The sequence below is a fragment of the Aquipuribacter nitratireducens genome, from assembly GCF_037860835.1.
GTDB classification, from domain to species: Bacteria; Actinomycetota; Actinomycetes; order Actinomycetales; family JBBAYJ01; genus Aquipuribacter; species Aquipuribacter nitratireducens.
In genome coordinates, this window is sequence record NZ_JBBEOG010000010.1 from 1 (window position 1) to 18,980 (window position 18,980).

Here is an 18,980-nt window from a genome sequence, read left to right on the forward strand (position 1 = left end):
GGCGCCGAGCGCCTGATCCGACGATGAGCCCGGTCGATCTCCCGATCGACGACACCGCCGTCGCCCGCACCGTCCTGCCCTCCGGGGTCCGCGTCCTCACCGAGACGATGCCGGGGCTGCGCTCGGCGACCGTCGGCATGTGGGTCGGCGTCGGCTCCCGCGACGAGGCCGACGGCCACCACGGCAGCACCCACTTCCTCGAGCACCTGCTGTTCAAGGGCACGGGACGCCGGAGCCCCCTCGACATCGCCGAGGCGTTCGACACCGTCGGCGGCGAGGCGAACGCGGTGACGGGCAAGGAGCACACGTGCTACTACGCCCGCGTCATGGCCGAGGACACCGCCATGGCCGTCGACGTCATCGCCGACATGGTAACGAGCTCGACGCTCGACGAGGACGACTTCGGCTCCGAGCGCGAGGTCATCCTCGAGGAGCTCGCGATGGCGGAGGACGACCCGACCGACGTCGTGCACGAGCGCTTCGCCGAGGCCGTGCTGGGGGCGCACCCGCTCGGGCGGCCCATCGGGGGCACGCCCGAGACCATCCGCGCGGTGGGCCGCGACGACGTCCTCGCCCACTACCGCCGCCACTACGAGGCGCCCACGCTCGTGGTCACCGCCGCCGGTGGCGTCGACCACGACGACGTCGTGCGGCTCGTCGAGTCCGAGCTCGCCCGCGGCGGGTGGACGTCGCAGGCGCCGGGACGCCCCCGCCGCCCGCACGCCGGTCGCCGCGACGACGGTCCCGCCCGCGCGACCGGGTCCGACGTGGTCGTGCGCCGCGACACCGAGCAGGCGCAGGTCGTGCTCGGCACCTCGGGGCTCGCCGCGACCGACGAGCGCCGCTACGTCCTCAGCGTCCTCACCACCGTGCTCGGCGGTGGCATGAGCAGCCGGCTGTTCCAGGAGGTGCGGGAGAAGCGGGGCCTCGCCTACAGCGTGTACTCCTTCGCCTCCAGCTACACCGACGGCGGCTACGTCGGCCTCTACGCGGGCTGCAACCCGGCGAAGGTCGACACGGTCGTCGACCTGCTGCGCAGCGAGTGGGAGCGCCTCGCGGAGGACGGCCTCGACGCCGACGAGCTCGCGCGCGGCGTCGGGCAGATCGCCGGCGGCATGACCCTGGGACTGGAGGACTCCGGGTCGCGCATGACGCGCCTGGGCAAGGCCGAGCTCGTCCACGGCGCGTACACCGACCTCGACGAGGCCGTCGCGCGGCTGCGCGCCGTCACCCCCGAGCAGGTGCAGGCGCTCGCCGGGGAGCTGCTCGAGCGGCCCCGCACGCTCGCCGTCGTCGGGCCCTTCGACGAGGCCCGCGCGTTCGGCGGCACCGGGACCGCCGCGTGAGCCCCGCCGCCACGCGGGTCGTCGTCGCCGGCGCCGGCGGGCGGATGGGCCGCGCCGCCTGCGAGGCCGTCGACGAGGCCGACGACCTCGAGCTCCACGGCCGGGTCGGTCGTGACGACGACCTCGTGGCGGCGCTCGACGGGGCCGACGTCCTCGTCGACCTCTCGGTGCCGGACGCCTCGCCGGGCAACGTCGCGACGGCCGTCCGCGCCGGGGTCCACTGCGTCGTGGGGACGACCGGCTGGAGCGACAGCCGACTCGACGCGCTGCGCGCCGAGCTCGACGAAGCGCCGGCCGTCGGCGTGCTCGTCGCCCCGAACTTCTCCGTCGGGGCGCTGCTGGTGGCGGACTTCGCCGCGCGGGCCGCCCGGTTCTTCGAGTCCGTCGAGGTCGTCGAGCTCCACCACCCCGACAAGGTCGACGCCCCGTCCGGCACCGCGGTGCGCACGGCGCGGGGGATCGCCGCGGCCCGGGCCGCGGCCGGGCTCGGCCCCTCGCCGGACGCGACGACGCAGTCCCTGCCGGGGGCGCGCGGCGCCGACGTCGACGGGGTGCGGGTGCACGCCGTCCGGCTGCGGGGTCTCGTCGCGCACCAGGAGGTGCTCCTCGGCGGGCCGGGGGAGCAGCTGACCCTGCGCCACGACAGCCTCGACCGGTCCTCCTTCATGCCGGGTGTGCTCCTCGGCGTCCGGCAGGTGGCCGGACACCCCGGCCTCACGGTCGGGCTGGAGCACTGGCTCGACCTGTGACCGGTCGCGAGCGCGCCCCTCGGCGCCCGGTGCCGTGGCCGAAGGTCGTCGTCGTCGTGCTCCTCGTCGTCCTCGGCTTCTACCTCGCGGGGCTGCTCGCTCGGGCGGTCGCCGTCGCGCAGGACGGCTCCGTCGTCGGGTGGGGCCTCGCGGCCGGCCTCGTCGCGCTCGTCCTCGCGGGCGCCCTGGCCGTGGCCGCGGAGCTCCGCTTCGGCGCCGCCACGCAGCGGCTCGGGCGGCAGCTCGAGGCGGAGGACGCCCTGCCCGAGGTCCCCGTGCGCCGCCCTGGCGAGCCGAGGGACCGCGCGGCCGAGCAGGCCGCGTTCGACCGCCACCGGGCTGAGGTGCAGGCCGACCCGGACGCGTGGCGGGCGTGGTTCCGCCTGGCGCTGGCCTACGACGCCGCCGGCGACCGGCGGCGCGGGCGGGCCGCCGCGCGGCACGCCGTCCGGCTCCACCGCGCGGCTCCGGGCGCCTGAGCGGCTCCTAGCGCGTCCCCGGCGCGAGCGCCTGCTCCCGCGGCGGGACCGGTCCGGCGACGGCGTCGACGACCTGCGCCACGCCCTCCTCCAGGGGGCCGCGACGGAACCGCATCCGCCACACCCACGCGACGACGAGCGCGACCAGGGAGTGCACGATCCAGTCGCCCGGGTCGGTCAGGCCGGGTTGGCCCGCCCACACCGCCACGACGTGCGCGGAGTACAGGGTGAGCGTCATGGAGCCGGCAGCGGCGAGCGGCAGCAGGACGGCGCCCGCCGGGCCGCGTGCGACGAGCAGGCAGGCGCCGACGACGGCGAGCGCCACCCCCGCCGTGCCGAGGAGGTCGAGCGGGGCGCCGCTGTGCGGCGTGCGGATCGCGAGCCACCACCACGACGAGGTCGGCGTGGTGCCGAAGAACGGCCCCTCGACCCCGCGCCCGCTCAGCGGGTCGCCGCCGGCGAGCGCACGTTGCGCCGCCGCCGTCGACAGCAGCGCCCACGACACGAGCCAGCTGCCGGCCGCGAGCAGCAGCCCCGAGCCGACGAGCCCGAGCGCGGTCGCGGTCCGTCGCAGCGGGAGACGGCCCACCGCGGCGCCCAGCAGGAGGTAGCCGAACCACGTGAGCACGGGGTAGTAGCCCGTGAGCAGCAGGTCCTGGAGGGAGGCGACCGGCTGCACGAGCAGTCGTTCCAGCCCGACCTGCGGACCCGGCCCGTCGAGGCCGAACGTCAGCCGCAGCCACTGGGAGGCGACGGGGGCGAGCAGGAGCCACAGCCCACCCCCCAGGGCGAGCACGGCCGCCGGCAGCCGCACGAACGGCACGACGAGCACGAAGAGCACGGCGTAGTACTGGAGGATCACGGCGACCGGCGGGCCGAGGCTCGCGAGGGTGAGGCCGACGACGAGGACGAGGACCGCGCGCACCGCCGTCCGCGCCCACGCGTGGCCGAGCGAGGTCCGGGGCCCGTCGGTGGCCCCGTCGGCGAGCGCGAGGCCCGCGCCCGCGAGGAGGGCGAACGTCGCCGACGCCCGACCGTCGGCAAGCGCGAAGGCGGGGTTCGCGGTGCCGTCGGACAGGCTCCGGTCGAGCAGGTGCGTCGCCATCATGCCGAGGAGGGCGAGCCCGCGGGCGGCGTCGACCCCCCGCAGGCGACGCGAGCCCAGGAGCGGTCCGGGCCGCTGCGCCGTGTCGGTGCGCGTCACGCGGGCTCGAGCCAGGCGCTGAGGCGCACCTCCGGCCACACCGTCCGGGCGTCGACGTCGTCGTCCCGGGTGCTGTCGTCCCCCGTGCCGTCGCCCCCGGCCAGGGCGCGCCGGCGCCTCGCGCCGTCCGGGGCGAACCCGGCGCCCTGCAGGAAGGCCCGGCGAGGGGCGTCGTCGACGTGGACCCACGCCTCGAGCCGCTCGACCCCGCGCGCGCGGGAGGTGTCGGCGACCGCGGCGAGGAGGCGCGACCCGTGCCCCTGGCGGGTGTGGAGGGGGTCGACCTCGAGGGCGACGAGCTCGACCGCGGCCGGGTCGTCGGGGACGGGGGCGGCGGCGGCGAAGCCGGCGACGATGCCGTCGCCGACCGCCACGTGCACCGTGTGGGCGGGGGAGGGCGGCGCGAGGACGGCGTCCCGCCACGCCTCCGCGAGGGCCGCGGCGCCCAGGGCCTCGACGACGCGAGGCGGCAGGAGCGAGGCGTACGGACCGGTCCACGACCGTGCGTGGACGGCGCCGATGGCGGGCACGTCGGCGTCGCGGGCCGGGCGCACCGAGCGGTCGGCACCGGCACCTCCGCCGAGCGGGCTCGTCATGGCGCCGATCGTGTCACGGGGACGCACGACGCCCGCGCCGGGGTGGGCGCGGGCGTCGAGGTGGAGTGCGGTCCGTCGTGGCTCAGGCCTGGCCGGAGCCGATCTGCTTCTCGGAGCGGGCGTCGAGGCGCTCGCCGTCCGCACCGTGCGCCGCGGAGTCGATGGCGTCGACCTCGTCGTGGGCGCCGTGGCTGTGCGCGGCCGCCAGCTCGGCGGGCGTGACCGGCTCGACCCGGTCCTCGAAGTAGAAGCGCGAGAGCCGGCGCCGCATCCCGTCCGCCCACGCCCCCTTGCGCCGGACGCCGTTGGCGTCCGTCACCGGGCCCGGGTCGAGCGGACGGTACGCCTCGTGCTGCACGAGCTCCCAGCGCTCGAACTCGTCCATCGGGCGGTGCCGCTCGAGCACCTCGCCGGTGTCGAGGCGGTACACCTGCCCGGTCTCGACGCCGTGGAGGACGCGCTCGCGGTCACGACGCTGCAGGCCCAGGCAGATCCGCTTGGTCACGATGAACGCGAGCGGCGGGGCGACGAACATCATGACCCCGACGAAGCGGGTGATGTCGTTGATCGCGAGGCCGAGCTGGACGGCGAGGATGTCGTTGCCGCCGTTGGCCCACATGAGCACGTAGAACGTGAGCGCCATGACGCCGAGCCCGGTGCGCGTCGGGGCGTTGCGGGGACGGTCGAGCAGGTGGTGCTCCCGCTTGTCGCCCGTCGCTGCCGCCTCGATCCACGGGTACGCGACGAGGACGGTCGTGATGAGGCCCGGCAGGACGACCGCCGGCAGGAGGATGTTGCCGCTCAGCACGTAGCCGAAGATGTTCACCTCGAGCCAGCCCGGCATCGTCCGGACGGCGCCGTCGAGCCAGCCCATGTACCAGTCCGGCTGTGACCCGGCGGTGACCGGCGAGGGGTCGTACGGCCCGTACGCCCAGATGGGGTTGATCTGGACGAACGCCGCCATGAGGGCGATGACGCCGAAGACGATGAAGAAGAAGCCGCCGGCCTTCGCGACGTACACCGGCAGCAGCGGGTACCCGACGACGTTGCCGTTGGTGCGGCCCGGCCCCGGGTACTGCGTGTGCTTGTGCAGGACGACGAGGAACAGGTGCGCGGCGATGAGCGCGAGGAAGATCGCGGGCAGCAGCAGCACGTGGATGGTGTAGAGGCGGGGGATGAACGCCTCGCCCGGGAACTCGCCTGCGAAGGCGAAGAAGTGGATGTAGGTGCCGATGAGCGGGATCGCGAGGATGATCGCCGCCGCGATCCGGAGCCCGGTGCCGGACAGGAGGTCGTCGGGCAGCGAGTAGCCGGCGAAGCCCTCGAAGATGGCGAGCAGGGCGAGCAGGGCGCCGATGACCCAGTTGAGCTCGCGGGGCTTGCGGAACGCGCCGGTGAAGAAGACCCGCATCATGTGGACGACGGTCGCCGCCACGAACACGAGCGCGGCCCAGTGGTGGATCTGCCGCATGAGCAGGCCGCCGCGCACCTCGTAGCTGAGGTCGACGGTCGAGGCCCACGCCTCCGACACGAGCTTGCCCTGCGCGGGCTCGTACGGACCCTCGTACTCGATGAGGGCGACCGAGGGGATGTAGAAGAACGTGAGGAAGACGCCTGTGACGAGGCAGATGATGAAGCTGTAGAGCGCGATCTCGCCGAGCATGAAGGACCAGTGGTCGGGGAAGATCTTGCGGGCGCCGCCGCGGACGACCCCGCCGAGGCCGAGCCGGGAGTCCGCCCAGCCGCCGAGCTTGCCCGTGCGGGTGGTGTACTCGGGCTCCCGCGTCGCCGTCGTCGCGCTCATCAGGCCTCCTCAGCCATCCGTCGTGCGTCCTGCTCGCGCTCCCAGTAGGAGGGTCCGACCGGCTCCGAGAAGGGAGCAGTCGCAACCAAGTATCCCTCGTCGTCCACGGCGATGGGCAGCTGGGGGAGGGGTCGCTTCGCCGGGCCGAAGATGACCGCGCAGTCCTGCGTCACGTCGAACGTCGACTGGTGGCACGGGCACAGCAGGTGGTGGGTCTGCTGCTCGTACAGGGCGACCGGGCAGCCCATGTGGGTGCAGATCTTCGAGTACGCGACGATCCCCTCGTAGGCACCCGCCTGGGCGCCGGGGGACAGCTCGTCGGCCTCGAGGCGCATGAGGAGCACCGCGGCCTTCGCCTTCTCGTCGAGGAAGTGGCTCGCCTCCTCGATGCCCTCCGGCTGCACGTGGACCACCTGGCCGATGACGAGGTCGGTGGCACGGATCAGCTGGCCCGTGGGGTCGGTGACGAGCCGGGTACCCGCCTCCCACAGGGTCTCGGCGAGGACGCCCTCGGGGTTCGGGCCCGTGTCCTTGAGGAGCACGACCGCCGGCAGCGGGGCGAGCGCGACGGCGCCGATGAGGGTGTTCCGGATGAGCGGGCGGCGGCCGATCCCGGACTCGCCGACGCCGGTGGCGAGGATCTCGGCCGCCTCCGCCTGCTCCTCCCGGGTGCCGTGGATCTGGTGGCGGTCCTCCACGGCCTCGGCGTCCGGCATGAGGGTCTTGGCCCAGTGCACGGCACCCACACCGATGCCGAAGAGCGTGAGGAAGATGCCGGACCCGAGGAGCGCGTTGGACAGGAAGATGCGCCCCTCCTCCGCCTGGTCGCGCAGGGGGACGGCGAAGTACCCGACGAGGGTGAGGATCGTGCCGATGATCGACAGGCCGAAGAGCACCGCGACCTGCAGCTCGGCGCGCCGCGCCGCACGCGGGTCGGTGTCGGCCATCCGGTGCTGGTGGGGCGGCAGCCCCGGGTTCTCGAACCGCTCCGGCAGCGCCGCGCCGCGCTCGGCGACGTCGGTGCCCGTGCGGCCGTGGGCCACGTCGGTGCTGCTCGGCTGCTCTCCCGTACGCCGGGTCATGTCGTCGCTCACCGTGCCTTCGCCCCCAGCCAGATCGCGCAGGCGACGAGGGCCGTCATGCCGACCACCCAGACGAACAGGCCGTCGCCCACGGGCCCGAAGGACCCGAGGGACAGCCCGCCGGGGGACGGCGTCGTGTCGAGGTAGTCGAGGTACGCGATGATGTCGTTCTTCTGCTGCGGGTCGAGGGTCTGGTCGCTGAAGACCGGCATCGACTGGGGCCCGGTCACCATCGCCTCGTAGACGTGGACGGGCTCGACGCCCTCGAGCCCCGGCGCGTACTTGCCCTCGGTGAGGGCGCCGCCGGAACCGGCGAAGTTGTGGCACATCGCGCAGTTGACCCGGAACAGCTCGGCGCCCTCGGCGACGTCGCCGTTCTCGGGGTCGAGGTACTGCGCCTCCGGGATCGCGGGCCCGGCGCCGAAGGCCGTCGCGACGTAGGCGGCGAGGGCCCGGGTCTGCTCGGGCGTGTACTGCGGCCCGCGCTTCGGCACCTGCGGCCCCGACGCCTGGGCGGGCATGCGACCCGTCCCGACCTGGAAGTCGACCGACGCCGCGCCGACGCCGATGAGGGAGGGCCCGGCGACGTTGCCGTCGGCGCCCTCGTAGCCGCCCGCGCCGTCGAGCCCGTGGCACGTCGCGCAGTTCGCGACGAACAGCTCCTGCCCGAGGGCGATCTCGTCCTCGCCCCACGCGGGGCTCGCCTCGGCCCGGGTCGGCGCGACCGCCGCGTACGCCAGGCCTGCCGCCAGCAGGGCCGCGAGCAGGACGACGACCAGCGCCAGCGGGTGGCGGCGGTGGCGCATGACTGCGTTCACTGGGTGATCAGCCCCTCAGCTGAAGTAGACGGAGATGAACAGCGCGATCCACACCACGTCGACGAAGTGCCAGTAGTACGACGTGACGACCGCGGCGGTCTCCTCGGAGTGGCCGAAGCGGCGGGCGGCGAAGGTGCGGCCGATGACGACGAGGAACGCGAGCAGGCCACCGGTGACGTGGAGGCCGTGGAACCCGGTCGTGAGGTAGAAGGTCGAGCCGAAGGGCGAGGACGACATGGTGAGGCCCTCGTGGACGAGCTCGGCGTACTCGAACACCTGCCCCGACACGAAGATCGCACCGAGCAGGAACGTGAGGACGTACCACTCGCGCATGCCCCACTGGCCGAGCTGGAACCAGCGGCCCGTGCGGGAGGGCTGGAAGCGTTCGGCGGCGAACACGCCGAACTGGCACGTGACGGAGCTCGACACGAGGATCAGGCAGTTGACGGCGGCGAAGGGGATGTTGAGCATCTCCTGGCCGGCGGCGTACGCCTCGGGACGGATCGAGCCGAGCGTGAAGAACATCGCGAACAGGGCCGCGAAGAACATGAGCTCGCTCGAGAGCCAGACGATGGTCCCGACCGACGTGAGGTTGGGCCGGTTGACCACCGCAGGGGCGCCCGTGCCGACTGCCGTTGCTGCTGCCACGGCGTCAATCTAACCCGTGGGCGCACGGAAGGAGAGGGCACCCCTGCGCGAGGGCGGGCGCCGTGTCGCGTCGCCGAGCCGTGCTCGAGCTCGACAGGTGCCGTCCGGTCAACGCACGAGCCGCCCGGTAGATTCCCGCGCATGAGCGCCACGTCCTCCTCCGGCTCCCTCTCGGCCGCGCCCGACCCCGCTGCGCAGGAGCAGTCCGAGCGGTGCGTCGTCGCGGTGTACAGCGACGACCGCACGACGCGGGAGGCCGTGCGGCGCGCGGTCGGGCGGCGGCCGGCGGCCGACGTCGCGCTCGTCGAGTGGCACGAGTTCGCGACGCTGCCCGCGCTGCTGCGCGCGGTCGACACCCGCCGCTTCGACGTCCTCGTCCTCGACGGCGAGGCCGCCCCCGCCGGCGGGCTCGGCGTCGCGCGCCAGCTGAAGGACGAGATCTACGACTGCCCGCCCGTGCTCGTGCTCACCGGGCGCCCGCAGGACGCCTGGCTCGCGGCGTGGTCGAAGGCCGAGGCGGCGGTGCCGCACCCCCTCGACCCCCGGGCGCTCGCCGACGCCGTCGCCGGTCTCGCCCGTCGTCGCGCCGGAGGTCGCGCGGCCGGGGCCCGCAGCGCCACGTGAGCGTGCCGACGTGGGCGGGCGTGCTCGACACGCTCGCGCGTCGCGAGGACCTCGACCGCGACCAGACGCGGTGGGCGCTCAACGAGGTCATGAGCGGGGAGGCGGACGCCGCCCGGCTCGCCGGGCTCCTCGTGGGGCTGCGGTGCAAGGGCGAGACGGTCTCCGAGGTCACCGGTCTCGCCGAGGCGATGCTCGCCCACGCCGTCCCGCTCGAGGTGCCGGGCCCCGTGCTCGACGTCGTGGGCACGGGCGGTGACGGCGCCCGGACCGTCAACATCTCGACGATGGCGGCGCTCGTGGCCGCCGCGGCGGGGGCGACGGTCGTGAAGCACGGCAACCGGGCCGCCTCGTCCTCGTGCGGGACCGCGGACGTCCTCGAGGAGCTCGGGCTCGACCTCGAGCTCGACCCGGCCGACGTCGCCGCGAGCGCACGCGTCCACGGCATCACGTTCGCCTTCGCAGCGCGCTTCCACCCGGCGATGCGGCACGTCGGACCGGTCCGGCGCTCGCTCGGCATCCGGACGGTCTTCAACTCCCTCGGTCCGCTGACGAACCCCGCGCGGCCCGCCGCCATGATGCTCGGCGTCGCCGACGAGCGGCACGCCTCGATCATCGCCGGGGTGCTGGCGGCCCGCGGCACGACCGCGCTCGTGGTGCGCGGGGACGACGGGCTCGACGAGCTGACGACCACGGCGCCGTCGTCGGTGCGTGTCGTCGTCGGCGGCGAGGTGGCGGAGACCCGGGTCGAGGCCACGGCGGTCGGGCTCCCGCCCGCGACGATCGCCGACCTGCGCGGCGGCGACCGTGGCATGAACGCCGGCGTGGTGCGCTCGGTCCTCGGCGGGCAGACGGGCCCGGTGGCCGATGTCGTCGTGCTCAACGCCGCCGCGGGGCTGCTCGCGCTCGACCTCGTCGAGGGCGACCGGTCGGCGGCCGACGTCGCCGACCAGCTGCCGCACCACCTCGAACCCGCCCTGGAGCGGGCACGTGCGTCGCTCGTGGACGGGCGGGCGCAGCAGGTGCTGCACAGCTGGCTGGGCTGAGGGACGCGAGCGGCGTACTGGGGCGGCGTCGCGACCCGTCTCCCGCGGACGGCCGGGCAGAGGGGTCACTCGAGCCCGGATGCCCAGCGCTTGAAGACAGGTTGTGTTCGCGTGGACCAGGGCTCGGCATCCATTACCTCGGGGTAGCCGAAGTTGGTGAGTGACAGTGGCTGCGCACCACCCAGCGGGTCCTGGACACGAGGCCGCGGGCCCATCGTCTTCAGGTGCCATTCCAGAACGAGGCACGCCTCGGCCGCCACCCGTAGGGCATCCCTCATCTCGGCCGGGTCGAGCCGGCCTTTCTGCACGCCTGTTCGAATTGACGCATCGACGTCCGTGCCGAGTCGCTCGACCAGCCACAACGACAGGGGACCGACGTCGTCGTACCCGGCGACGACCCGCGCCCTGAGGCCGAGCAGGCGCCCGCGCCACCGCAGCAGGTAGACCCTGCCGTCCCCGGCGCGCCCGAGCAGCCCTGCGGATGCGAGGACGTCGCCCGTACGGACGTCCTCGACGTACAGTCCCTCGTTCAGCCTGACGCCGTCGCCGAAGAGGGCCGCGACCTGCTCGGCGGACCCGTCGTCGTGGAACTCGAACATCAGGCTCATCGTCACAGGAGGATGTGAGGCACGTCGACCGAGGGCTCAGCGTGCTCGGGTCCCGCCTCGGTCTTGAACGTCCTTCCCCCGGGCCCCACCAACCGGTCTGCGCGCTAGGAGTACGTCGGCTCCGTACCGCTGGACGAGTCGCTGCTCGCGCTCGACCCGTCTGACGGCCTGCCGGGCGTCCGCGTCGCCGGGCATGTGGGAGGTCATCGGCGCCGACGGCGGCCACATCGGCGTGGCGCTCGAGCGCCAACAGCACATGGACGTGGACGCGTTGCGGGAGCACGCCGCCGCTGCTGGGCTGACGCCCCAGGAGACCACCGACAGCCGGCTCCGGTGGGGCGTGCCCGAGGTCGCCGGCCACATCTCCGGTGGCGTCATGCTGGGTGAGGGCACCGACCTGCTCGTGCTCCGGGTGGAGTCGAGCAGCGACGACCTCGAGCGGGTCTTCCGAGCCGACGCCGCCACCCGGTCCGCTGCCTTCCTCGAGCGGATGGGCAAGGTGCTGGTCAGCGGTGCGCCGTCCTTGGACGGACGCCGCTGAGACACCCTCCGCGTCGGCGGTGATGCTCGCTCGAACGCCTTCGAGGTGTCCTCATGAGTGCGGTCAGGTGGGTTCCGTGCTCGACGTCGTCGTGTTCGGTCCTAGCGGGCAGCTGCCGTCCGCACCGTTGGTCCCGTGAGCCGTCGTCGCCTCGTGTCGCTCGTGGTCACGCTCGTCTGCTGAGCAACCACCCGAGAAGCGGGCTCACGTCCACCTCGGGGTGGGTGAGCGCCCATGCGCGCAACGCCTCCCCGTAGCGCCAGGACGGCCCGCCGGGGTCCGTGATGCTCTCCGCCTCTGCGACGAGCTGCTCGACGCGCCCGACCAGTTCACGTATTCGTTCGGCCCGGACCGCGTGGACCGCGAGGTGGGTACGCGCTCGGATGCTGAGTCGGTCCTCCGGCCATTTCTTGGCGTGCTCCCTACGCGCCCTGGCGTAGGCGCTCACCGCCGCGTCGAGATCCGGGTCGACGTCCGAGAGGGGTACTTCGGGACCCTCCCTCCCGACCGCGTCCGGCGGCTCCTCCGGCCTTGTGGCACGGCGAGCGACGAGAGACGTGGTCGCGGTGTCCACCCGCTGCAGCAGAGCTTCTCGCTCGACGTACGGGGAAGCCCACCTCCACCTGGTCGGAGGCGTCTGGTGCTTCCATGTGCCATCGGGATACCACGCTGTGGCGCGTGCGTTGTCCTGGACGATCGTGCCGTCGGCCAGCTGGACCCTCACCGCGTTGAACCCCCACTCGCGTGGCGACCACTCGACGTGACCCATGACGGCGGCTTCCGCTGCCTGCCGGATGACGGCGACGGTGTCCGTGGTGCGGGGCATGGTCCCGAACTGTGTGCCGGCCGCACTGAAGAGGAGCATGTCGACCTCCTGGTGCCAGCTGAAGGGGACCGCGCCGACAGAGAAGGGCCTGATGCTGACGGTCTCGTAATCGCCGTCGCGTGCAGCAGGGTTGCCTGGACTTGGATCCTGGCGCCTCGTGAGGATGTGCGCGTACCCGAAAGTGTGGTCGCGGAGGTCGGCTCTCAGCTGCCGCAGTCCGGCGGCGACCTCATCTGACGGGATGGACCACTGAAGGCTGTCCCGAGACGGCACAAGCGCATCACAGCACTTCACGAGGGACAACTGCCACCGCGTCGCCCGCCTTCACCCTTGTCCGTGACTCACCCCTCGTCGCCCGGGACCCGCCACAGCGAGGCGCCCTGCTGCGCGCGCGGACCGGTCCGCGCCGCACCGGCGGCCTCGACGAGGTGCAGCCGCGCCCACCGGGCGGCCGCGCCGACGGGCAGGGCCCAGCCGGCGTCGGCGCGCACGAGGCGGACACCTGGCTGTCCGAGCCAGCGGACGAGCAGCGTCGCCTCCTCCGTCAGCCCCGCCGGCCCGGGCCGCTCGGGGGCCGGGACGTGCTCGGCCGTGGCGACGAGCGCCTCGACGGCGGGCATGACGGGATCCCCCCGGCGGGTGGTCGCGGCCCCGGCGAGGCGGCCGTGGCGCACGCAGGCGAGCTCCCACCCGCCGGTGCCCTGGGGGCGGGCGGCGACGACCTCGCCGCAGCGGACGAGGGCACGCACCTGCTGCGCGCGGTCGAGGCCGCGCACGAGCACCGCCAGCCGGTCGCGGTGGGCGGCCGCCTCCTCGTAGCGCTGCTGGTCGGAGAGGCGGTTGACGCGCGCGACGAGCGCCTCGACGAGCGGTCCGAGGTCGTCCTCGAGGGCCCGGCGGGCCGCGTCGACGACCTCGTCGTAGTGGGTGTCCGGACCGGTGAGGCACGGCGCGGTGCAGCGTCCCAGCTCGGCGAGGACGCACGCGCTGCCGCCGCCCCGCCGGGCGATCCTCGTGGTGCACGTGCGCAGAGGGAGGGCCGCGTGGACCGCCTCGACGGCGCTCCGCGCGAGCGAGCGGCTGCCGAACAGGCCGACGTACGACGCACCCGCGCGATCCGCCCGCGGACGGGCGACGACCGAGAGCCGTGGCGCGGGCTCGTCGGTGAGCACGACCCACGCGGACTTCTCCGGGCGCGTGGAGCGGCGGTTGTACGGCGGTCGGTGCTCTGCGAGCAGACGCAGCTCCCGCACCTGCGCCTCCAGCGGGGTGGCGCACAGGACGTGGTCGACGCGCGCGGCGACCGACACCATCTCGGTCATGCGGCGGCGGCGCTCCGCCTGCGTGAAGTACGAGCGGACCCGGCTGCGGATGTCGAGGCTCGACCCGACGTAGAGGACCCGCCCTCCCGCGTCGAGGAAGCGGTAGACCCCGGGGGCGGACGGCAGGCCGTCGGCGAGGTGGCGGTGAGGGCGGCGCCGCTCGTCGGTCCGGCAGAAGTCGAGGAGCTGCTCGACGGTGGAGACGCCCCGGGCCCGGGCCAGGAGCCCGTGGAGGACGTCGACCGTGGCGCGGGCGTCCGCGAGCGCCCGGTGCTCGGGGGTCGTGGCGGACCGGAAGAACCGGGCGAGGCTCGCGAGCCGACGGTTCGGCACCTCGTCGGACGTGACGAGCCGTCGCGCCAGCAGCACGGTGTCGACGACCTCGAACCTGGGGAACGGACGCTGCTGCCGGCGGCAGGCGGCGCGCAGGAACGACACGTCGAAGCCGGCGTTGTGGGCGACGAGCACGCTCCCGGCGGCGAAGTCGAGGAAGGCCGGGACGGCGGCCCGGGCGTGCGGGGCCCCCACGAGCATGGCGTCGGTGATCCCGGTGAGGAGCGCGATCTGCGGCGGGACGGCCACACCGGGGTCGACGAGGGTCTGGAACTCGCCCAGGACCTCCCCGCCGCGAACCCGGACCGCCCCGATCTCGGTGATGGCGTCCCGCGCGGGGCTGCCTCCCGTGGTCTCGAGGTCGACGACGGTGAACGTGACGTCGTGCAACGGCCTGCCCAGGTCCTCGAAGCTGCCCTGGACCGCGAGCGCCGGCGGCGCGGACGGCACGGTCGTCATGTCCGCGGACGCTAGGCGGGGGGCGCGACACAAGCCGAGAGGCGCGCGGGCACCCGTGTCCGGAGGCCGGTCGGGCGGCTTGTGTCCGGCCCGCTCCCTAGCGTCCGCGGCATGCTCATCGACTGCGACACGTGCACCGCCCGACCGGCCGGCTGCCAGGACTGCGTCGTCACCCACCTGCTCGGCGCCGGGCCGGCGGCCGGCCGCCCGGCGGCGGACCTCACGAGCGGCGAGGTCGCCGCGGTCGCGGTCCTCGCCGCCTCCGGGCTGGTGCCGCCGTTGCGGCTGACCCCGCCGGCGGGCGGGGCGGCAGCCCGCGGGCGACCCCTCGGAGCCGACCCCACCGGACGCGCCACCGGGTGAACCGCCGGGCGGGCGGCGCCGTCGCGGGTACCGTGATGCGGTGGGACCGCGGGGTGTCGAGCGCGTGCGGCCCGACGACGTCCACGCCGCCCTCCTCGCCGCCGCGGGGGTGCTCGTCGCGCTCGTCCTCGTCGTGGCCGTGCTGACGCCGCGCGCCCTCGTCGTCGACGTCGCGCGTGCGCCCGAGGCCGCGGAGGCGGCCGGCGGTGACGGGGCCGCCGTCGGGACCGCCGGACGGCCCGTGCCGTCGGTCCCCGCCGCGCCCACCGATGACGCTCCTCCGCCCACCCTCCCGTCGACGGAGGCGCCCGCCGGCGCCGGACCGGACCCCGACGCCGTGGCGCGGGAGGACGTGCTCGCCGCGCTGGGGTCGGCGCTGCAGCGTCGGGACCGGGCCGCTCTCGCCGGCGTGGACCCCGCCGGGTGGCAGGCCGCCGGTGGCGACGAGGCGTCCTACCGGGCCCTGACCGGGCTCCCCGTCACGCGGTTCACGTCCGCCTACGTCGCCGACAGCCTCGCTCCGGAGGGTGCGGAGGGGACCGCCGGGTGGACCGCCCGGGTGCGGACCACGTACGGCCTCGGCGCAGCGGTCCCCGTCGAGCGGCTCGACACGGTGCGCCTCGAGGGCAGCGCCGGGGCCTGGCGTCCGACGGGGTGGCAGCCCTGGCCGGAGGAGGGCGCGATCGGCACGAGCGCCCCGTGGGACCTCGGTCCCGTCGCCGCGTTCCAGGGGGAGCGGTCGCTCGTGCTCGCCTGGCTCGCGACGGGCGCGGGCCAGCCCGGCCCGCGGACCGCCGAGGAGGCGACGGCCTGGGCGCGGCAGGTGGCCGGCTGGGCGGACACCGGGTCCGTCACCGTCGACTCCTTCGTCGGCACCGGGTGGCCGCAGGTCAGTCTCGTGCTGGCCCCCGCGACGACCGCCCAGTTCGAGGCGCTGACGCCGGGGGAGCGCCCCGGCACGGAGGAGGTCCTCGCCGCCCTCACGACCGACGTCACGACCCCCGAGGGCCCGGGCGACGTCGTGCTCCTCAACCCCACCGCCCGCGGCGACCTCGTGCCGGACACGTGGCAGGTGACCGTCACCCACGAGCTCGTCCACGTCGCGGCCGGTGCCCGCTGGGGCGACGACCAGGAGCTGTGGCTCGCCGAGGGACTCGCGGACCTCGTGGGGTGGTCGACGGTCGTGCCCGGTCGGGTGGACCGCGAGCTCGTGGCCGCCCGGCTGCTGTCGCGGGTGGGACGCGGGGAGGCCGCTGTCGACCGGCTGCCCCCGCCCGAGGCCTTCGCCGGCAGCGACCCCGACACGGTGGGCGACGCGTACGAGGGCGCGTGGCTGGCCGCTCTGCTCCTGCAGGACGAGATCGGGACGGACGCCCTCCTCGAGCTCTACGCCGCGGCGTCCGACCCGACGGCGGGCGCCGACCCCGTGGCACGGACCGACGCCGCCCTCCGCGCGGCGACCGGGCAGGGCCGCGACGCCTTCGAGCAGCGGTGGGGCGACTACGTCACGGCCCTCGCGGCCGGCGCGGGGTGACGGCCCCGCCGGCGCACCCCCGCACCGTCGTCGTCACCAACGACTTCCCGCCGCGCTCCGGGGGGATCGAGACCTACGTCGCGGCGCTGCTCGCCCGGCTCGACCCGGACCGCCTCGTCGTGCACGCGTGCGCCCCGGACGGCGGCGGACCCGGCCTCAGGGAGGCCGCCGAGCACGACGCCCGGCTGCCGTTCCGGGTGGTGCGCGACCCCGACCGGACGCTCCTGCCGTCGCCGGCCCTGGCGGCACGCGTCCGCCGCACGGTGTCCGCCGCCGCGGCCGAGGCCGTGTGGTTCCCGTCGGCGGCACCGCTCGGCCTGCTCGGTCATGCCGTGCGTACGGCCGGCGTACGCCGGGTCGTCGCGAGCGCCCACGGGCACGAGGTGTGGTGGGCCCGCGTGCCGGGCAGCCGCGCGGCCCTGCGGCGGCTGGGGGACGCCGTCGACGTCGTGACGTTCGACAGCGCCGTGGTGCGTCGGCCGATCGCGACGGCCCTGTCGCTGGCCGCGCGCGCGCGGACGGCGCAGCTGCGGCCCGGGGTCGACGCGACCCGCTTCCGCGCGACGGAGCGGACCGGGTGGCGCGCCCCCGGGGCGCCGGTCGTCCTCTGCCTGTCGCGCGCCGTCCCCCGCAAGGGCCACGGGCGGCTGCTCGCCGTGTGGCCCGAGGTCCGGCGGCGGCACCCCGGCGCCCGGCTCCTGCTCGCCGGCGGGGGGCCGCTCGTGCCGCGCCTGCGTGCCCGGGCGGCGCAGGTGCCCGGCGCGGAGGTCCTCGGGCGCGTCCCCGACGCGGACCTGCCGGGCCTCTACGCGGCCGCCGACGTCTTCGTCCTGCCGGTCGCGGACCGCCTGGGTGGTCTCGTCACGGAGTCGCTCGGCATCGTGCTCCTCGAGGCCGCCGCAGCCGGCCTGCCCGTGGTCGCCGGTCGAGCCGGCGGCACCGTGGAGGCGGTCCTCGACGACCGGACGGGGGTCCTGCTCGACGCCCGGGACCCCGCGGCCCTCGCCGCCGCCGTCGTGGACCTGCTCGACGATCCCGGCCGCGCCGCCGCCATGGGCGCCGCCGGTGCGTCCTGGGTGCGGCGCGCGTGGGACTGGGACGTGACGGCTCAGCGGCTCGCGGCGCTGCTGTCGGGCGAACCCGTACCGCGCTGGGGCTGACCGAGCGCCTCGGGTGCCGGGTGGGCCGCGCCGCCGCGGGCGGTGACGAGCAGCCGGCCTGCGAGCGCGAGGAGCAGGACGTTGCGCGTGAGCAGCGTCCACGCGGCGAGCTGCCCGTCGCCCACGAGGCCACCCCACTGCAGGGGGAACGTGAGGTGCGACAGGAGCACGACGACGCCGACGAGCGGGAGCGTCCGCCGGGCGAGGTCGCCGTCGCGGCCGGGGAGGACCGCCGCGACCGCGGCCCCGCCGACGAGCCACAGCACGAACTGGGTGCTGAGCAGGGGGCTGGTCGCGAGCAGCGCCGTCACCGCGACGTACCACCGCAGCGCGGGCGCGCGGTGTCGCGACGACCACAGCCCGGCCCCCACCGCGGTCACCATGAGCAGGGGCGCGACGACGGCGAGCACCTCGGTGCCGGGCTCGAGCACCTCGTAGGTGCCGTTGACGAAGTCGCCGTCCACCGTGCCGCCCAGCGCCTGCTGCAGCGTCCACGGCAGGGCCAGCACGGACTCGACCTGGATGCCGCGACCGGACAGGTTCGCCACGAAGCCCCAGGCGTCGTCGAGGAGCAGCGTGAGGACGAGAGCGAGGAGGAGGCCTGCGCCGACCGCCCCCGCGAGCCAGCGGCGCTCGCGCAGGAACAGCAGCCCGAGCACGACGGGCCACGCCTTGACCGCCGTGCCGAGGGCGGCGAGGACCCCGGCGAGCACCGGTCGGGCGGCGGCGAGGAGCAGGGCGCCGGCGGCCGCGGCGACCGGCAGCAGGTCGAGGCGGGCCCACGCGATGAGCCCCAGGAGCGGCACGAGCACCACCCACGCCCACGCCCCGGTCCGGTGGCCGCCCTCCCGCACGACCGCCCGCAGGAGGAGGGCGAGGACGGCGAGGTCGGCGGCGAGGACGAGCAGGACGAACCCGGAGCCGAACGACCCGGGCAGGGCGTCGGCGAGGAGGAGGACCGGCGCCGCCAGCGGCGGGTACATCCACGTGACGCCGTCCGGCATGGCGCCGGTGTCACGGATCTGCTGGGCCCAGAACTCGTAGAGGGCGAGGTCCCCCCACGCGAGCGAGCGTCCGACGAAGTCGTCGGCCGCGTACAGCACCACCATGAGGACGCGCGCGGCGACCCACCCGAGGATCAGCAGGGGGACGGTGTGGCGTCGTGCCGGCTGGGCCGGCGGGGTCGTCACGGAGTGGTGGGGCAGTTCTCCGTCCCCTCGGCGCCGGGGCTGGCGGCCTGCAGGGCGGTGCACCCCGTGGTGAAGAGCGTGTCACGCACGATGCCACCGAACGCGATGGTCGTGGCGAGGAGCACCGCGCCGACCGCGGCGATGAGGAGGCCGTACTCGACCGCGGACGCGCCGTCGTCACGCCTCACGCGTCGCCACCACCTCATGACCTCAACCATGACACATCGTCTGCCTGCCTGTTGCCGGTTCCT

General features: G+C 75.2%; 20 protein-coding genes. 9 read left to right on the forward strand and 11 right to left on the reverse strand.

The window, feature by feature from the left end:
• The first annotated feature begins 23 nt into the window (after nucleotides 1–23).
• From WAB14_RS15690 to WAB14_RS15700, 3 genes are read left to right on the forward strand one after another with little or no spacing between them, the layout of a single operon-like run.
• Nucleotides 24–1,346 (forward strand): M16 family metallopeptidase, encoded by a 1,323-nt coding sequence (locus tag WAB14_RS15690; RefSeq protein ID WP_340271196.1) that lies wholly within the window; start codon nucleotides 24–26, stop codon nucleotides 1,344–1,346.
• Nucleotides 1,343–2,095, forward strand: a complete 753-nt coding sequence (dapB, locus tag WAB14_RS15695) for a 4-hydroxy-tetrahydrodipicolinate reductase (RefSeq protein WP_340271198.1) — start codon at nucleotides 1,343–1,345, stop codon at nucleotides 2,093–2,095. The genes WAB14_RS15690 and dapB overlap by 4 nt, the downstream gene beginning before the upstream one ends.
• Nucleotides 2,092–2,574, forward strand: a complete 483-nt coding sequence (locus WAB14_RS15700; RefSeq protein ID WP_340271199.1) for a hypothetical protein — start codon at nucleotides 2,092–2,094, stop codon at nucleotides 2,572–2,574. Before dapB ends, WAB14_RS15700 begins: the two co-directional genes overlap by 4 nt.
• Before the next feature lie 7 nt (nucleotides 2,575–2,581).
• Here the strand turns inward: WAB14_RS15700 and WAB14_RS15705 are convergent, their stop codons facing one another.
• From WAB14_RS15705 to ctaE, 6 genes are all read right to left on the reverse strand, one after another.
• A complete protein-coding gene (locus WAB14_RS15705) occupies nucleotides 2,582–3,778 on the reverse strand; it encodes a heparan-alpha-glucosaminide N-acetyltransferase domain-containing protein (protein ID WP_340271200.1) in 1,197 nt (398 codons plus the stop codon).
• Nucleotides 3,775–4,374 (reverse strand): GNAT family N-acetyltransferase, encoded by a 600-nt coding sequence (locus WAB14_RS15710; protein ID WP_340271201.1) that lies wholly within the window; start codon nucleotides 4,372–4,374, stop codon nucleotides 3,775–3,777. The genes WAB14_RS15705 and WAB14_RS15710 overlap by 4 nt, the downstream gene beginning before the upstream one ends.
• An 82-nt stretch (nucleotides 4,375–4,456) precedes the next feature.
• On the reverse strand, nucleotides 4,457–6,178 hold the full coding sequence (gene qcrB, locus WAB14_RS15715) for a cytochrome bc1 complex cytochrome b subunit (RefSeq protein WP_340271203.1): 1,722 nt from the start codon (nucleotides 6,176–6,178) through the stop codon (nucleotides 4,457–4,459).
• Nucleotides 6,178–7,260 carry a cytochrome bc1 complex Rieske iron-sulfur subunit gene (gene qcrA, locus WAB14_RS15720; protein ID WP_377003085.1) on the reverse strand — a complete coding sequence of 361 codons (1,083 nt, stop codon included), beginning with the start codon at nucleotides 7,258–7,260 and terminating at the stop codon, nucleotides 6,178–6,180. The genes qcrB and qcrA overlap by 1 nt, the downstream gene beginning before the upstream one ends.
• An 8-nt stretch (nucleotides 7,261–7,268) precedes the next feature.
• Nucleotides 7,269–8,078, reverse strand: coding sequence for a cytochrome bc1 complex diheme cytochrome c subunit (gene qcrC, locus WAB14_RS15725; protein ID WP_340271205.1), 810 nt, complete (start codon nucleotides 8,076–8,078; stop codon nucleotides 7,269–7,271).
• Between the two features lie 15 nt (nucleotides 8,079–8,093).
• Nucleotides 8,094–8,735: an aa3-type cytochrome oxidase subunit III gene (gene ctaE, locus WAB14_RS15730; protein ID WP_340271342.1), complete on the reverse strand. Its 642-nt coding sequence runs from the start codon at nucleotides 8,733–8,735 to the stop codon at nucleotides 8,094–8,096.
• Between the two features lie 132 nt (nucleotides 8,736–8,867).
• On the opposite strand from ctaE, the gene WAB14_RS15735 reads away from it, so the two are divergent.
• A complete protein-coding gene (locus WAB14_RS15735) occupies nucleotides 8,868–9,350 on the forward strand; it encodes a DNA-binding transcriptional response regulator (protein ID WP_340271207.1) in 483 nt (160 codons plus the stop codon).
• Nucleotides 9,347–10,393, forward strand: a complete 1,047-nt coding sequence (gene trpD, locus WAB14_RS15740; RefSeq protein WP_340271208.1) for an anthranilate phosphoribosyltransferase — start codon at nucleotides 9,347–9,349, stop codon at nucleotides 10,391–10,393. The genes WAB14_RS15735 and trpD overlap by 4 nt, the downstream gene beginning before the upstream one ends.
• 65 nt (nucleotides 10,394–10,458) lie before the next feature.
• Here the strand turns inward: trpD and WAB14_RS15745 are convergent, their stop codons facing one another.
• A complete protein-coding gene (locus WAB14_RS15745; protein WP_340271209.1) occupies nucleotides 10,459–11,007 on the reverse strand; it encodes a hypothetical protein in 549 nt (182 codons plus the stop codon).
• Nucleotides 11,008–11,194: 187 nt separating this feature from the next.
• Here WAB14_RS15745 and WAB14_RS15750 point away from each other — a divergent pair, with 187 nt between their 5' ends.
• Nucleotides 11,195–11,542: a hypothetical protein gene (locus WAB14_RS15750; protein ID WP_340271211.1), complete on the forward strand. Its 348-nt coding sequence runs from the start codon at nucleotides 11,195–11,197 to the stop codon at nucleotides 11,540–11,542.
• Between the two features lie 166 nt (nucleotides 11,543–11,708).
• On the opposite strand, the gene WAB14_RS15755 is transcribed toward WAB14_RS15750, so the two are convergent.
• On the reverse strand, nucleotides 11,709–12,641 hold the full coding sequence (locus WAB14_RS15755) for a hypothetical protein (RefSeq protein ID WP_340271213.1): 933 nt from the start codon (nucleotides 12,639–12,641) through the stop codon (nucleotides 11,709–11,711).
• 68 nt (nucleotides 12,642–12,709) lie between these two features.
• Nucleotides 12,710–14,482 (reverse strand): DEDD exonuclease domain-containing protein, encoded by a 1,773-nt coding sequence (locus WAB14_RS15760; RefSeq protein ID WP_340271215.1) that lies wholly within the window; start codon nucleotides 14,480–14,482, stop codon nucleotides 12,710–12,712.
• Nucleotides 14,483–14,593: 111 nt separating this feature from the next.
• Between WAB14_RS15760 and WAB14_RS15765 the strand changes: the two genes are divergently transcribed.
• The 3 genes from WAB14_RS15765 to WAB14_RS15775 are packed head-to-tail and all read left to right on the forward strand — an operon-like array spanning nucleotide 14,594 to nucleotide 17,539.
• On the forward strand, nucleotides 14,594–14,845 hold the full coding sequence (locus WAB14_RS15765; protein WP_340271216.1) for a hypothetical protein: 252 nt from the start codon (nucleotides 14,594–14,596) through the stop codon (nucleotides 14,843–14,845).
• 40 nt (nucleotides 14,846–14,885) lie between these two features.
• On the forward strand, nucleotides 14,886–16,379 hold the full coding sequence (locus WAB14_RS15770) for a hypothetical protein (RefSeq protein ID WP_340271218.1): 1,494 nt from the start codon (nucleotides 14,886–14,888) through the stop codon (nucleotides 16,377–16,379).
• Complete coding sequence (locus WAB14_RS15775; protein ID WP_340271220.1) at nucleotides 16,376–17,539, forward strand: glycosyltransferase family 4 protein; 1,164 nt, start codon at nucleotides 16,376–16,378, stop codon at nucleotides 17,537–17,539. The genes WAB14_RS15770 and WAB14_RS15775 overlap by 4 nt, the downstream gene beginning before the upstream one ends.
• Here the strand turns inward: WAB14_RS15775 and WAB14_RS15780 are convergent.
• Together WAB14_RS15780 and WAB14_RS15785 are read right to left on the reverse strand one after the other, a co-directional pair.
• Nucleotides 17,488–18,729, reverse strand: coding sequence for a glycosyltransferase 87 family protein (locus WAB14_RS15780; RefSeq protein WP_340271221.1), 1,242 nt, complete (start codon nucleotides 18,727–18,729; stop codon nucleotides 17,488–17,490). The genes WAB14_RS15775 and WAB14_RS15780 overlap by 52 nt on opposite strands.
• Entirely contained in the window at nucleotides 18,726–18,917 is a 192-nt protein-coding gene (locus WAB14_RS15785; protein WP_340271223.1) for a Flp family type IVb pilin, read from the reverse strand. The genes WAB14_RS15780 and WAB14_RS15785 overlap by 4 nt, the downstream gene beginning before the upstream one ends.
• Nucleotides 18,918–18,980 lie beyond the last annotated feature (63 nt).

Bases quoted from the DNA above. Each gene is read 5' to 3' on its own strand.
- WAB14_RS15690 (WP_340271196.1), top strand. From the start codon at position 24: ATGAGCCCGGTCGATCTCCCGATCGACGACACCGCCGTCGCCCGCACC.
- WAB14_RS15710 (WP_340271201.1), bottom strand. From the start codon at position 4,374: ATGACGAGCCCGCTCGGCGGAGGTGCCGGTGCCGACCGCTCGGTGCGC.
- qcrB (WP_340271203.1), bottom strand. From the start codon at position 6,178: ATGAGCGCGACGACGGCGACGCGGGAGCCCGAGTACACCACCCGCACG.
- qcrA (WP_377003085.1), bottom strand. From the start codon at position 7,260: ATGACCCGGCGTACGGGAGAGCAGCCGAGCAGCACCGACGTGGCCCAC.
- WAB14_RS15735 (WP_340271207.1), top strand. From the start codon at position 8,868: ATGAGCGCCACGTCCTCCTCCGGCTCCCTCTCGGCCGCGCCCGACCCC.
- WAB14_RS15750 (WP_340271211.1), top strand. From the start codon at position 11,195: ATGTGGGAGGTCATCGGCGCCGACGGCGGCCACATCGGCGTGGCGCTC.
- WAB14_RS15760 (WP_340271215.1), bottom strand. From the start codon at position 14,482: ATGACGACCGTGCCGTCCGCGCCGCCGGCGCTCGCGGTCCAGGGCAGC.
- WAB14_RS15765 (WP_340271216.1), top strand. From the start codon at position 14,594: ATGCTCATCGACTGCGACACGTGCACCGCCCGACCGGCCGGCTGCCAG.